Origin of the sequence: Streptomyces caniferus (assembly GCF_009811555.1) — a bacterium.
Classification (GTDB): Bacteria; Actinomycetota; Actinomycetes; order Streptomycetales; family Streptomycetaceae; genus Streptomyces; species Streptomyces caniferus.
This window is the reverse complement of the sequence record NZ_BLIN01000002.1, coordinates 662483-675746: the sequence shown is the minus strand read 5'-3', so window position 1 is coordinate 675746 and position 13264 is coordinate 662483. Positions and strand designations below refer to the sequence as shown.

General features: G+C 73.1%; 12 protein-coding genes and 2 tRNA genes. 5 read left to right on the top strand and 9 right to left on the bottom strand.

Annotated features, from left to right (window positions below):
- The first annotated feature begins 75 nt into the window (after window positions 1-75).
- The 3 genes from Scani_RS04800 to Scani_RS04790 all read left to right on the top strand — a co-directional run bounded on the left by Scani_RS04800 (window position 76) and on the right by Scani_RS04790 (window position 2398).
- Window positions 76-149, top strand: a tRNA-Met gene (locus Scani_RS04800).
- A 207-nt stretch (window positions 150-356) separates the two neighbouring features.
- Entirely contained in the window at window positions 357-2207 is a 1851-nt protein-coding gene (locus Scani_RS04795; protein ID WP_174872613.1) for a tetratricopeptide repeat protein, read from the top strand.
- A 117-nt stretch (window positions 2208-2324) separates the two neighbouring features.
- Window positions 2325-2398 (top strand) — tRNA-Met (locus Scani_RS04790).
- A 49-nt stretch (window positions 2399-2447) separates the two neighbouring features.
- On the opposite strand, the gene Scani_RS04785 is transcribed toward Scani_RS04790, so the two are convergent.
- The 4 genes from Scani_RS04785 to Scani_RS04770 all read right to left on the bottom strand — a co-directional run bounded on the left by Scani_RS04785 (window position 2448) and on the right by Scani_RS04770 (window position 6079).
- Window positions 2448-3581: an ABC transporter substrate-binding protein gene (locus Scani_RS04785; RefSeq protein WP_159470331.1), complete on the bottom strand. Its 1134-nt coding sequence runs from the start codon at window positions 3579-3581 to the stop codon at window positions 2448-2450.
- A gap of 48 nt (window positions 3582-3629) precedes the next feature.
- The gene (locus Scani_RS04780) at window positions 3630-4511 is read right to left on the bottom strand and encodes an ABC transporter permease (protein ID WP_159470329.1); all 882 of its coding nucleotides are present in this window, start codon (window positions 4509-4511) and stop codon (window positions 3630-3632) included.
- Window positions 4508-5362 carry an ABC transporter ATP-binding protein gene (locus Scani_RS04775; protein WP_371872306.1) on the bottom strand — a complete coding sequence of 285 codons (855 nt, stop codon included), beginning with the start codon at window positions 5360-5362 and terminating at the stop codon, window positions 4508-4510. The genes Scani_RS04780 and Scani_RS04775 overlap by 4 nt, the downstream gene beginning before the upstream one ends.
- Before the next feature lie 297 nt (window positions 5363-5659).
- On the bottom strand, window positions 5660-6079 hold the full coding sequence (locus Scani_RS04770; RefSeq protein ID WP_159470327.1) for a Fur family transcriptional regulator: 420 nt from the start codon (window positions 6077-6079) through the stop codon (window positions 5660-5662).
- Window positions 6080-6240: 161 nt separating this feature from the next.
- Here Scani_RS04770 and Scani_RS04765 point away from each other — a divergent pair, with 161 nt between their 5' ends.
- Window positions 6241-7704, top strand: coding sequence for a catalase (locus tag Scani_RS04765; protein ID WP_159470325.1), 1464 nt, complete (start codon window positions 6241-6243; stop codon window positions 7702-7704).
- A gap of 194 nt (window positions 7705-7898) precedes the next feature.
- Here the strand turns inward: Scani_RS04765 and Scani_RS04760 are convergent, their stop codons facing one another.
- A complete protein-coding gene (locus Scani_RS04760; RefSeq protein WP_159470323.1) occupies window positions 7899-8300 on the bottom strand; it encodes a CBS domain-containing protein in 402 nt (133 codons plus the stop codon).
- A gap of 151 nt (window positions 8301-8451) precedes the next feature.
- Window positions 8452-9255 (bottom strand): histidinol-phosphatase, encoded by an 804-nt coding sequence (hisN, locus tag Scani_RS04755; RefSeq protein WP_159470321.1) that lies wholly within the window; start codon window positions 9253-9255, stop codon window positions 8452-8454.
- 175 nt (window positions 9256-9430) lie between these two features.
- Between hisN and Scani_RS04750 the strand changes: the two genes are divergently transcribed.
- Window positions 9431-10162 (top strand): TetR/AcrR family transcriptional regulator, encoded by a 732-nt coding sequence (locus tag Scani_RS04750; protein WP_159470319.1) that lies wholly within the window; start codon window positions 9431-9433, stop codon window positions 10160-10162.
- Between the two features lie 132 nt (window positions 10163-10294).
- Here Scani_RS04750 and Scani_RS04745 read toward each other — a convergent pair whose 3' ends face one another.
- The 3 genes from Scani_RS04745 to aroA form a co-directional block, all read right to left on the bottom strand.
- A complete protein-coding gene (locus Scani_RS04745; RefSeq protein ID WP_159470317.1) occupies window positions 10295-10618 on the bottom strand; it encodes a DMT family transporter in 324 nt (107 codons plus the stop codon).
- Window positions 10619-10782: 164 nt separating this feature from the next.
- Window positions 10783-11790, bottom strand: coding sequence for a ribosome small subunit-dependent GTPase A (rsgA, locus tag Scani_RS04740; protein ID WP_159470315.1), 1008 nt, complete (start codon window positions 11788-11790; stop codon window positions 10783-10785).
- 14 nt (window positions 11791-11804) lie between these two features.
- The gene (gene aroA / locus Scani_RS04735) at window positions 11805-13169 is read right to left on the bottom strand and encodes a 3-phosphoshikimate 1-carboxyvinyltransferase (protein WP_159470313.1); all 1365 of its coding nucleotides are present in this window, start codon (window positions 13167-13169) and stop codon (window positions 11805-11807) included.
- Window positions 13170-13264: the final 95 nt, after the last annotated feature.

The following is a 13264-nucleotide window of genomic DNA, read 5'->3' as shown; positions in this document are numbered from 1 at the left end:
GCGAACCGGCGGCCCCAGGGGCCGCGGCGTCGGTCGGGACCGTCCCGCTGCCGTGATACCTTGAGGACACAACGACGCGGGGTGGAGCAGCTCGGTAGCTCGCTGGGCTCATAACCCAGAGGTCGCAGGTTCAAATCCTGTCCCCGCTACGAAAAGACGAAGGCCCGGATCCTCCAGGATCCGGGCCTTCGTCATGTGTTCAGGTAAATACGGATCAAAGCCGGGTCGCGCGGCCGATGTGGGGAAGGTGTGTGCTTGAGTTTGCCAAGTCGTCGTGTCGGGAAGTCGACAAACCGCTGAAGTGACCTCACTGGCTGCGGTATACCAGGTGTACGCGGGTTACAGGTGATGCGACGATGGGTCTTATGGGGGACAAGGCAAGGTTGTTGGAGACGGACCGGTTTGTGCATGCGCCCGACGACGGGCGCGAATCCGAGCTGCAGATGGACGCGATGGAGGCCGCCGAGGCCGCCGAAGCGTCCGATGCCGTGACCGAGTCCGGCCACCGCCGGGCCGCCGAGGCGGGCGACACCGCCGCGATGAGCGCCCTCGGCGCGATGCTGCTGCGCCGCGGTGACCTCGACGGCGCCGAGCCGCATCTGCGTTCCGCGGCCGCCGCCGGGGACCGCGCCGCGGCCAACAACCTCGGCGTGCTGCTGCACCAGCGGGGCTACGGGGACGAGGCGGCCGGCTGGTGGCGCATCGCGGCCGTCGCCGGCTCAGCCGCCGCCGCGCACGCCCTCGGGCGCCACTACCGCGAGCGCGGCGACGAGCCGGCCGCCGAGTACTGGCTGCGCCAGTCCGCCGAGTCCGGCCACTGCCTGGGCGCGTACGCACTCGCCGACCTGCTGGAGCACCGCGGGGACATCGGCGCCGAGCGCTGGTTCCGTACGGCCGCCGAGCGCGGTCACCGCGAGGCCGCCTACCGCCTGGCCCGGCTCATCGAGGACGGCCGCGACACGGACCGGGAGGCGGTCCCCGCGTACGGCGAGCTGACCCAGCAGGAGGAGGCCGAGCAGTGGTACCGGCAGGCCGCCGCGCGGGGCCACCGGCGCGCCGCGCTGCAGCTGGGGGCGCTGCTGGAGGACCGCGGCGATGTCCAGGAGGCGGGCCGCTGGTACCTGTCCGCCGCCAAGGACGGCGAGGCGCGTGCGGCCTGTGCGCTGGGCTTCCTGCTGCGGGACGCGGGGGACGAGGAGAGCGCGGCGGAATGGTGGCGGCGGGCCGCCCAGGACGGCGATGGCAACGCTGCCAATGCGCTGGGCGCGCTGCACGCCGACCGCGGCGAACTGCAGACCGCCGAGCGGTGGTACCGCGTCGCGCTGGATGCGGGCGACGTGAACGGCGCCTACAACATCGGGCTGCTCTGCGCCGAGCAGGGCCGGGAGGGGCGCGGCGAGCAGTGGTACCGCCGGGCCGCCTACGCCGGGCACCGCGAGGCCGCCAACGCGCTCGCCATCCTGCTGCTGCAGCGCGGCGACGCCTCGGGGGCCGAGCCGTGGTTCTCCAAGGCGGCCGAGGCGGGCAGCGTGGATGCCGCGTTCAACCTCGGCATCCTGTTCGCCGGCCGCGGTGCGGAGCGTACGGCGCACACCTGGTACGAGCGGGCGGCCGCGGCCGGGCACACGGAGGCGGCGCTCCAGGTCGCCATCGTGCAGCTGCGCGACGGTGAGCTGCAGGACGCGGAGCGGAACCTGCGCTGTGCGGCCGGTGGCGGCAGCGCCGAGGCGGCCTTCCGGCTCGCCGACCTCCTCGACCGCAGGGCGGCCGCCGCGGGCGAGGGGCGGGCGGATGGCGAGCGCACGGCCGACGACGAGAGCGTGCAGTGGTACGAGCGGGCCGCGCGGCAGGGGCATCGCCGCGCCCAGGTCCGGGTTGGCATGTTCGCGGCGGCTCGTGGCGATGCCGTCGAGGCCGCCGACTGGTACCGCGCGGCGGCCGAGGCCGGCAGCCGTAACGGCGCCTTCAACCTGGGGCTGCTGCTGGCCCGCGAGGGCAGCCTGCCCGAGGCCGCCCTGTGGTGGCAGCGCGCGGCGGAGACCGGGCACGGCCGGGCGGCGCTCCGGCTGGCGCTGCTCGCCGCCCGGCGCGGTGCGCTCGCGGAGGCGCAGAGCTGGTGTGCGCGCGCCGTCGAGCTGGGGCCGCCGGAGGTGGCGGAGCGGGCGGCGCGGCTGCGTACGGCGCTCCAGGAGGAGCTCAGCGCGTAGTGGGCGCCCACGGGCGCCACGGGAGTCCGGGGCCGGGTCCACAGAGCCGGCCCCGGGGCCGCGCGGAAGGGATTTGCGCTGGTCGTCGGCCCGGGGTTAGAGTAAAGCCAACAACGACGCGGGGTGGAGCAGCTCGGTAGCTCGCTGGGCTCATAACCCAGAGGTCGCAGGTTCAAATCCTGTCCCCGCTACTGCACGACGAAGGCCCGGACTCCTTGGGAGTCCGGGCCTTCGTCGTGTCTACGGCCGCGGCCGGTGGCCGACCGCCTCCGCGTACAGGCCGCGGTCGACGAGCCGGTTCTCCGGCAGGGGCACCCCCCGGGTGACGCCGGTGTCCCGGTAGGCCTTCTGGAGCCGGGCCGCGGTGCCCTTTCTGATCTCCCAGTCCATCCGGAGCGACGGCACCGAGGCGAGGGTCTTCGGATCGGATTTCAACAGCCGCGCGAGCTCGGCGACGAAGGCGCGGTCGGCCTTGTAGTCGCCGGCGAAGTAGGTGTTGACCGTGCGGATGTAGGCCCGCAGGAAGGCGACGCCGGCGTCCGGGTCCCGCTGGAGCAGGTTCGGGCCGTACAGGGCGCCGCCGAGCGGTTCGCCCTGGGGCTGGCCGCCGAGGAAGGCGTACTTCCGGTCGCCGTCGACCCGGCGCCAGACCGGGTCGAGCAGCCAGGCGGAGTCCACCCCGCCGCCGGTCAGGGCGGTGAGGACATCGGCGGAGCCGAGCTGCTGGAAGGCGACGGAGCGCAGGTCGGCGCCGTGCGCGGCGAAGGACGCGGCCATCGGGTACATGATCACGGAGCCTTTCCCGATCATGGTGCCCATCCTCGAACCCCGCAGCGAGACCGAGGAGGCGCTCTCCCCGCTCTTCAGGCGCACCCACAGGCCGCTCCTGGACCTCGGGGCGGGAGAGAAGTTGCCGGCCACCCAGCGGATGTCGAAGCCGCCGTTGACGCCGTTGACGACGGCGGCCTCGGGGGCCGCCCACAGCGCGTCCAGGTCGCCCTTGGCCAGCAGCGGCAGCGCCTCCGGGGTGGGCAGGACCTTCAGCCGGACGTCCAGGCCCTCCTTGCGGAACTCGCCCTTGGCGAGGGCCAGCCGCAGCGGGGCCACGTACTCGGCGCCGAGGGTGCCGGTGGCGACGGTGAGCGTGCGGTGCCTGGCGAGGGGGCGCGGGGCCGGGGCGCCCTTGTCGCAGCGCGCGGGGGTGCGGTCCGGCGCGAGGTCGGCGGGGTCGGTCCAGGAGGCCTTGCCGCAGCCCGCTACGGGCCGGATGGTGCGGGGACCGGTGGGGGCCGCGCCGTCGTGGTGGGCGGCGCAGCCCGCGCCGAGGGCGAGCGCGGTGAGGAGCGCGGCAACGGTGGTGGTGCGGGGGCGCATGGGACCTCCGTGCGGGGCGGCGGCGAGGCGGACGGGTGGTGCGGTGGCTCAGCTCCGGGACCGGCCGCGGTCGCGGGGCGCCCAGGGGGTGAGGAAGCGCCCGGCCAGCCGCACCAGCTCGGAGAAGAACACGCCGAGGACGGCCACGCAGACGATGCCGACGCACATCACGTCGTTCTGGAACAGGGCGCGCGAGTCGAAGATCAGATGGCCGAGGCCGTCGGTGGCGGCGATCTGTTCCGAGGCGACGATGACCAGGACCGCCACGCCCGCGGCGATCCGGGCGCCCACGAGGACGGCGGGCAGGGAGGCGGGCAGCAGGACGTGCCGGAACATCTGCCGGCGGCTCGCGCCGAACACCCGGCCGGCGTCGCGGTGCCCGGAGGGGATCGCCAGCACCGCCGCCATGGTGGAGATCCAGACGAAGAAGAAGACGGTGGCGGCGACGAGGGCGACCTGCGGCCCTTCGCCGAGCCCGAACATGTTGAGGAAGACCGGCAGCAGGGCGAGCTTGGGGACGACGTACAGGGCGTCCAGCAGGGGTTCGAGGGCGGCCCGCACGAGCGGCAGCGAGCCCATCAGCAGGCCCAGGAGGTAGCCGGAGACGGTGCCGACGGCGTAGCCGGCCAGGACGCGCCGCAGGGTGGCCCATACGTCCGGCCACAGGTCGCCGGCCAGGGCGCGGTCCCATCCGTCGGCCAGGACGGTGGACGGGGCGGGGTAGATGCGGGCGTCGATCCAGGCCCGGTCGGCGGCCAGTTGCCACAGCGCGACCAGCAGCAGCGGGACGGCGACGGCGAGGGAGAGCTCCAGGGCGCGCCGGCGGCGGTGGGTGCGCCGGGGCCGCAGTTCCCCGGGGCCGGGGCGGTGGATGAGGAGGCGGTCGGGCGGGCCGTCCTCGGGACCGGGCGGGCGGAGGGCGGCGGTCATGCGGGGACCGTCCCCTCGGCGGCCGGCCGCGCCGCGGTGGCTCCGTCGACCTCGCCGCGCAGCAGCTGCCACAACTCGGCCTTCAGGGCCGTGAATTCGGGTGCGTTCCGGACCGCGCCGGTGCGGGGCCGGCCGAACGGCGGGCGGCGTTCGGCGATGATCCGGCCGGGCCGGGCGGACATCACCAGGACCCGGTCGCCGAGCACCAGGGCCTCTTCGAGGCTGTGGGTGATGAAGAGGGTGGTGGTGCGGGTGGCCTGGGTGAGGCCGAGCAGTTCGTCCTGGAGGATGGTGCGCAACTGGGCGTCGAGGGCCGCGAACGGCTCGTCCATCAGCAGCAGTCCTGGCTCCACGGCCAGTGCGCGGGCGAGGGCGACGCGCTGGCGCATGCCGCCGGACAGCGTGGCGGGGTAGGCACCGGCGAAGTCGGCCAGTCCCATCCGGGCGAGCCAGGAGCGGGCCCGTTCGTCGGCCTCCTTACGGGGCACGCGCTGGATGTCCAGGCCAAAGCGGACATTGGCCAGCACGGTCTTCCAGTCGTAGATGCCGTAGTCCTGGAAGATCATCGCGGTCGGCCGGCCGGCGCTCGTCCGGACTTCCAGCTCGCCCTCGCTGGGGCGCAGCAGGCCGGCGGCGATCCGCAGCAGGGTCGACTTCCCGCAGCCGGACGGGCCGACGAGGCAGACGCATTCGCCCGGGGCGATCTCGGCGTCCAGGGGGCCGAGGGCGGCCAGTGCCGCGCTGCCGCGGCCGAACGAGCGGGCCAGGGCGCGGGCGCGCAGGGCCGGCGGGCGGGGGGACGGGGCGGTGGGCGGGCGGTGCGCTGAGGGTGGCGGGTGCGGCTCTCCCACGGGGTGCTCCTTGCGGAGTGCGGACAGGGTGCCGCCGTGGTGCGGGGCCCGGGCCGGGGCAGGCCCGGTGGCCGGGAAGCGCGGCGCGGCCGACGATATGACGGGTCGTCAGATTTGGGCAAGGGGCCTGCGGGCACGGGTGTGTGGTGGAGAGGCGTGACGGACGAGCGGCGGGGGTGACCGGTGGGCGGGCGCGGCACGCGAAGGAGCCCGCGGCCGGGTGGGCGCGGGCTCAAGGGGGCGTGCGGCGTGCCGCGGTGCGGGGGCGGCCCGGACGGGGGCCGGTTCCCTCCGGCGTCAGGACGGGGCGCTGCAGGTGGGGCAGATGCCCCGGTAGGTCACGGTGACCTCGGAGACCTGGAAGCCGTAGCGCTCCGGCTCGGGCAGGGCGGAGAGCGGGTCGCCCTGGACGTGGACGTCGCGGATCGTGCCGCACCGCGAGCAGACCAGGTGCTGGTGGTCGTGGTGGGCATTGGGGTCGTAGCGCTTGGCCCGGCCGTCCGTGCTCACCTCGAGCACCTCGCCGAGCGAGACCAGCTCGCCCAGGGTGTTGTAGACCGTGGCGCGCGAGATCTCGGGGAGCCGGTCGGATGCCAGCGCGTGCACCTCGTCGGCGGTGTAGTGGACGTGGTCCCCGTCGAGGACCTCGGCGACGACGCGTCGCTGCGCGGTCAGCCGCCAGCCGCGTCCTCGGAGCCGTTCGAGCAGGTCACTCATGCCAATCACCTATCAGTCAGATAGAGCCAGGGTAGCAGTGACGGGTCCATCGCCGGATCGAGTACGAAGTTCGGGTTCTTCTTGACTTAGACATTGTCCAATGTAGGATCGTGACCGGCGCAAGCCAAGGGCAGGTGGAGAAGACTTTTCAGGAGGCGCACGTGTCGGTAGAGAGCACCACCGGACCGCTGACCACGGAGTCCGGGGCTCCGGTCGGGGACAACCAGAACAGCGAAGCGGCCGGTATCGGCGGTCCCGGCCTCATCCAGGACCAGCTCCTGATCGAGAAGCTCGCGCACTTCAACCGTGAGCGCATCCCGGAGCGGATCGTGCACGCCCGTGGCGCCGGTGCGTACGGCACCTTCACGGTGACCGCGGACGTGACCCGGTACACCCGTGCCAAGTTCCTCTCCGAGGTCGGCAAGCAGACCGAGACCTTCCTGCGCTTCTCGACCGTCGCGGGCAACCTCGGCTCCGCCGACGCGGTGCGCGATCCGCGCGGTTTCGCGCTGAAGTTCTACACCGAAGAGGGCAACTACGACCTCGTCGGCAACAACACGCCGGTGTTCTTCATCAAGGACGCCATCAAGTTCCCGGACTTCATCCACACGCAGAAGCGCGACCCGTACACCGGCTCGCAGGAGGCGGACAACGTCTGGGACTTCTGGGGTCTGTCGCCGGAATCCACCCACCAGGTCACCTGGCTGTTCGGCGACCGCGGCATCCCCGCGACGCTGCGCCACATGAACGGCTACGGCTCGCACACCTTCCAGTGGAACAACGAGGCCGGCGAGGTCTTCTGGGTCAAGTACCACTTCAAGACCGACCAGGGCATCAAGAACCTCACCCAGGACGAGGCCAACAAGCTCGCCGGTGAGGACGCCGACAGTCACCAGCGCGATCTGCGCGAGTCCATCGAGCGGGGCGACTTCCCGTCCTGGACCGTGCAGGTGCAGATCATGCCCGCGGCGGAGGCGGCCGGCTACCGCTTCAACCCGTTCGACCTGACCAAGGTCTGGCCGCACGAGGACTACCCGCCGATCGAGATCGGCAAGCTGGAGCTCAACCGCAACCCGCAGGACATCTTCGCCGAGGTCGAGCAGTCGATCTTCTCCCCGCACCACTTCGTGCCGGGTATCGGCCCGTCCCCCGACAAGATGCTCCAGGGCCGGCTCTTCGCGTACGGCGACGCCCACCGCTACCGCGTCGGCATCAACGCCGACCACCTCCCGGTGAACCGTCCGCACGCCACCGAGGCGCGCACCCACGGCCGCGACGGCGCGCTCTACGACGGCCGGCACGCGGGCCGGAAGAACTACGAGCCCAACAGCTTCGGCGGTCCGGTGCAGACCGGCCGGCCGCTGTGGCAGCCCGCCGCCGTGAACGGCACCACCGGCGAGCACGAGGCGCCCTCGCACGCCGAGGACGACGACTTCGTCCAGGCCGGCACCCTCTACCGCCTGATGGCGGAGGACGAGAAGGAGCGCCTGATCGACAACCTGGCGGGCTTCATCTCGCAGGTCTCCCGCGACGACATCGCCCAGCGGGCGATCGAGAACTTCCGCAAGGCGGACGCGGATTACGGCAAGCGGCTGGAAGCCGCGGTCCAGGCCCTGCGCGGCTGAACTCGCCTTTGCGGCTGAGCCTTTCCCGGCTACCGCTGGGAGGTGCCCCCAGCCGCTCTCGCGGAGGTGGTGGCGCGCCGTCGGGGTGGCTCGACTGTCGCTGCCGTATATAAGCGAAGAGGCCGGATGCCATGGGGCTCCGGCCTCTTCGTGCGGGTGGCTCCGGGGTGTTCGCCGCCGGAGCCGGTCGTGGCTCAGGCCGGTACGGCGTCGGCCCGTTCCGTGGCGGCCGACCAGCAGCGGATGATGTCGCGTACGGACACCACGCCGACCGGTTCATGGTCGTTGAGCACGATCAGATGGCGGAAGCCGCCGCGCACCATGGCGTCCGCGGCATCGTCGAGGGTCCAGTCCGGAGCGGCGAAGACCACGTCCGAGGTGGTGTGGGTCTGGGCGGTCTCCCGGTCGGGGTTCTCGCCCGAGCCGAGGGAGTTGAGGATGTCGCGCTCGGTGAGGATGCCGATGCCGCTGTTGTCGTTGTCGAGGACCACGGCCGCGCCGATGCGGCGGGCCGCCATCAGCTGCGCCGCCTGACGGAGGGTGTGAGCGGGCCCGATGGTGAGGACCACCGTGCTCATGGCGTCTTTGACGTGCATGGGCATGGAGTGGAGCCACCTCCTTGGTGAATGTGCCTTGCGAACGGATTCACAAGTTCACAAACTGGGGGATTCTCATGTTCACATGCCTGCGTCGATGCAACAAGGGGCAAGTGCGGGACGGGTGTCCGAATACCCGTCCCGTCGCAGGTCAGCGCGGGGAGTCGCCGAGATAGCCGAGCAGATCCTCGTGCAGCAGGCCGTTGGAGGCCGCCGCGTTGCCGCTGTGCGGGCCCGGCTTCCCGTCCAGGCCGGTGAACTGTCCGCCGGCCTCCTTCACGACCACCGCGCACGCCGCCATGTCCCACAGCGAGAGCTCCGGCTCCGCGCAGATGTCCACCGACCCCTCGGCGATCATCATGTACGGCCAGAAGTCCCCGTAGCCGCGGGTGCGCCAGCAGTCCCGGCTCAGATCGAGGACACCGGGCAGCCTGCCGCGCTCCTCCCAGCCGGTCAGCGAGGAGTAGGCGAACGAGGCGTCCTGGATGCGGCCGACCTGCGAGACCTGCAGCCGGCTCGCGGAGGTCAGGCTGCGGCCCGTGAAGGCCCCCAGGCCGTCGGCGGCCCACCAGCGGCGGTTGAGGGCCGGTGCGGAGACGATGCCGACCACCGGGCGGTCGCCGCCCTCACCGCGCTCCATCAGTGCGATCAGCGTCGCCCAGACCGGCACCCCGCGGACGTAGTTCTTCGTGCCGTCGATCGGGTCGATGATCCAGCGTCGCGGCCCCGTGCCCTCGCTGCCGAACTCCTCGCCGAGCACCGCGTCCCGTGGCCGGGCCCGCTGGAGCTGGCCGCGGATGAGCTCCTCGGCGGCCTTGTCCGCCTCGCTCACCGGTGTCATGTCCGGTTTGGTCTCGACCTTGAGGTCGAGTGCCTTGAAGCGCTCCATGGTGGCGGCGTCCGCGGCGTCCGCGAGGACATGGCCGAGGCGAAGATCATCGTGATAGTCGGGCATGTGCGAACAGTATCGACTGGTATACGCAGGAGCCACACGGCCATGCGCCGCCGGGCGTGTGACGGCCCCGGGCCCGCCGCCGAGCGCGTGCTGCGACGACCCTTGACAGCATCTGGCGCCGCGTCAATTCTGTGCGCACACCGGCCACCTGGGCCGGCGCCCGGGGAGGCGACACATGCCCGCAGCGCGTGAATCCCTGCTCGATGCCGCCTATACGGCGCTGACGAAACGGGCCTGGACGGCCATCCGGATGGTTGACGTCGCGGCCGCCGCCGGGGTCTCCCGGCAGACGCTCTACAACGAGTTCGGCAGCAAGGACGGGCTGGCCCGCGCCCTGGTCCGCCGGGAGACCGAGAACTACCTCGCCGGGGTCGCCCGGGCGCTGTCCCGGGGCGCCTCGGCCGCCGGGACGCGGGGCGACGCGGCGGGCCGGGTGGTGGCCGCGGCCGCCTGGACCCTGCGTACCGCCCGCGCCAACCCCCTGGTCAGGGCGGCGCTGACCGGGTGCTGGGGCGGCCGGCTGCCCACCCCTTCGCCGGCGCCCGCCGCCATGGCGCCGGCCGGGCCCGCCCGGCTCGGCGTCCCCGTGCGGCGCACCGCGGCGGTCGAGGGGCCGCTGCCCGGGCCCGCGGAGCTCGTCGGCCGCTTCTGCGACCAGGCGGTCGCGGCGCTGGAGCCCGACTGGCCCGCGGAGGAGCTGCCCGCCCTGGGCACCGCCTGCGAGACCGCGGCGCGGCTGACCCTGGCCTGTGTCGTCGCCCCCGTGACTCCCGGGGCGGGCCGGTCCGCGGGACGCATACCGGCGCAGCGCTCGCGCCGGGAGCTGGAGGCGGAGGCGGTGGCCCGGCTCGTACGGGGTGCCTTCGCCCGGGTGCCGGCCGGTGCGCCGCCCGCCGAGCCTGAGTGACGGAGCGTCACGGCCCGAGCGCTGGACGGGGCGTCACCGCCGCGTCGGCGGACGGGCGCCTGCCGCGGACGAGTTGACGGGTGTCCGGACCGCGGGCCCCGGGCCCGCCGCGCTACCGGGCGGCGAGGCGGGTCAGTGCGCCGACCCCGACAGCTGCAGCCCGATCACACCGACGATGACCATGGTGATGGAGACGATCTTGAGGGTGGAGACCACGTCGCCGAGGAAGACCATGCCGTAGATCGCCGTACCGGCCGCGCCGATGCCGGTCCACACCGCATAGGCCGGACCGACGTCGAGCTTGCGCAGCGCCAGCGTCAGCAGGCCGAAGCTGCCGAGCGCGAAGGCCGCGAAGGCGATGGTCGGGAAGAGACGGGTGAAGCCGTGCGAGAGCTTGAGGCAGACCGCGAAGCCGGTCTCCAGGATCCCTGCCACCACGACCAGCAGCCACGCCATGTCCCCTTGCCTCCGGTCAGCTAGGCCTGTCCTACGCGAGCAACGACGGGACATCACCACCACGCGTCCGGGCCGCGTACGGGCGGCCGGTGCGTGGAGGATCACGTCGCCGGGCTTGGTGTGATGATGCATTTACCCCGGACGGCGGCAGCAAACGTCGTCGGTCAGTCGCCCTCGCGCCGTTCGCGGGTGGCCAGGAGGCGGCGCAAGGAGTAGAGACGGGCCGGATCGGCGTGGCCGTCGGCCACCCAGGCGTCCAGCGCGCAGTCCGGTTCGTCGTGGCTGCAGGCGCGGGGGCAGCCGGCGGTGCCGGGCTCCAGGTCCGGGAAGGCGTGGATGACCCGCGACGGGTCCACGTGATGCAGCCCGAAGGACCGTACGCCCGGGGTGTCGATGACCCAGCCCGAGTCGTCCGGCAGCGGCAGCGCCAGCGCGGAGGTGGTGGTGTGCCGCCCGCGGCCGGTGACCGCGTTGACATGGCCGATGGCCCGGCGGTGCTCCGGGACCAGGGAGTTGACCAGGGTGGTCTTGCCCACCCCGGAGTGCCCGACGAACGCCGTCATACGGCCCGTCAGTGCGGCCCTGACCCGCTCGGCGGCGCTGCCGTCGGCGAGTTCGTCGCGGTTGGTGACGAGGTAGGGGACGCCGAGCGCGCCGTAGGACTCCAGCAGGGTGTCCGCGGACGCCAGATCGGACTTGGTCAGCACCAGCAGCGGGGCGAGGCCCGCGTCGTAGGCGGCGACCAGACAGCGGTCGATGAGCCGGGGGCGTGGCTCGGGGTCGGCGAGCGCGGTGACGATCGCGAGCTGGTCGGCGTTGGCGACCACGACCCGCTCGAACGGGTCGTCGTCGTCGGCCGTACGGCGCAGTGTCGAGGTCCGCGGCTCGACCCGGACGATCCGGGCGAGGGTGTCCTTGGCGCCGGTCAGGTCGCCGACCACGGCGACCCGGTCGCCGACCACCGCGCTCTTGCGGCCCAGTTCGCGGGCCTTCATCGCGGTGACCGTACGGCCGTCGATCAGGCAGGTCAGCCGGCCGCGGTCGACGGTCAGGACCAGGCCCTCGCCGGCGTCCTCGTGCTTGGGGCGGATATTGGTGCGGGGCCGGTTGCCCTTGGGGTTGGGACGGACGCGGATGTCGTCCTCATCGGGGTTCTTTCCGTAGCGGCGCATGGCGGCGATACCCCTCAGACTCTCCGGGAGGCAGCGGACGCCGGGTCGAGCATGTCCGTCCACATCGCGGGGAAGTCGGGCAGGGTCTTGGCGGTGGTGGCCACGTTCTCCACCTCCACCCCGTCGACCGCCAGGCCGATGACCGCAGCGGCGGTGGCCAGCCGGTGGTCCTCGTAGGTGTGGAAGATCCCGCCGTGCAGGGGGCGCGGGCGGATGTGCAGCCCGTCCGCGGTCTCGGTGACATCGCCGCCGAGCTCGTTGAGCTCCTTGGTGAGCGCGGCCAGCCGGTCGGTCTCGTGCAGCCGCAGATGCGCCACCCCGCGCAGGGTGGAGGGCGAGTCGGCCAGGGCGGCGACCGCGGCGATGCCCGGGGTCAGCTCGCCGACCTCGCTCAGGTCGACGTCGATGCCGTGGATGCGGCCGCTGCCGGTGAAGGTCAGGCCGCGGTCGGTCAGCTCGCAGGAACCGCCCATGGTGGTGAAGATCTCGCGCAGCGCGTCGCCGGGCTGGGTGGTGTGCTCGGGCCAGTCCGGGATGGTGACCCGGCCGCCGGTGACCAGCGCCGCCGCCAGGAAAGGCTGGGCGTTGGACAGGTCCGGCTCGACGACCAGATCGCGGCCGAGCAGGGCGCCGGGGGTGACCCGCCAGACGTTGGGCTCGCCGCCCGCCTCCGGGGTGTCCACCTGGGCGCCGACGCTGCGCAGCATGTCGACGGTCATCCGGATGTGTGGCATGGAGGGCAGTGCCGCGCCCACGTGCCGGACCTCGACGCCCTGGTTGAAGCGCGGCGCGGACAGCAGCAGGGCGCTGACGAACTGGGAGGACGAGGAGGCGTCGATCTCGACCGGGCCGCCGTCCAGGGCGCCGCTGCCGAAGACCGTCATCGGCAGCGCGCCGCGGTTGTCGTCGTCGATCCGGGCGCCCAGGGCGCGCAGCGCGTCGATCACGCCGCCGAGCGGGCGCTCGTAGGAGCGGGGGTCGCCGTCGAAGCGGATCGGGCCGTCGGCGAGCGCGGCGACCGGGGGGAGGAAGCGCATGACCGTGCCGGCGTTGCCGACGTCGATGGTGGCCGGGCCGTGCAGCCCCGCCGGGATGATCCGCCAGGCCTCACCGCCGCCGGGCCGTGCGGCCGGGCCCGCGGAGCTGGAGGACGCGGTCTCCTCGATGCCGACGCCCAGGGTGCGCAGCGCCTCGGCCATCAGGAGCGTGTCCCGCGAGCGCAGCGGGCGGCGCAGCCAGCCGGGTTCGGAGGAGAGGGCGGCCAGGACCAGGCCGCGGTTGGTGACCGATTTCGAGCCGGGCACGGTGACGGTGGCATCGACGGCCCCGGCGGCGAGGGGGGCGGGCCAGAGGGCGGGATGTGCGGGGCTCTCGGTCATGCCCCTTACTTTAATGGCTGGGCAAGGGTGCCGATCTTGATCAAAAGTGGCGCAACCCCTGCGAAACACGGCAGTGATAGTGCGCTCGGCTGCCG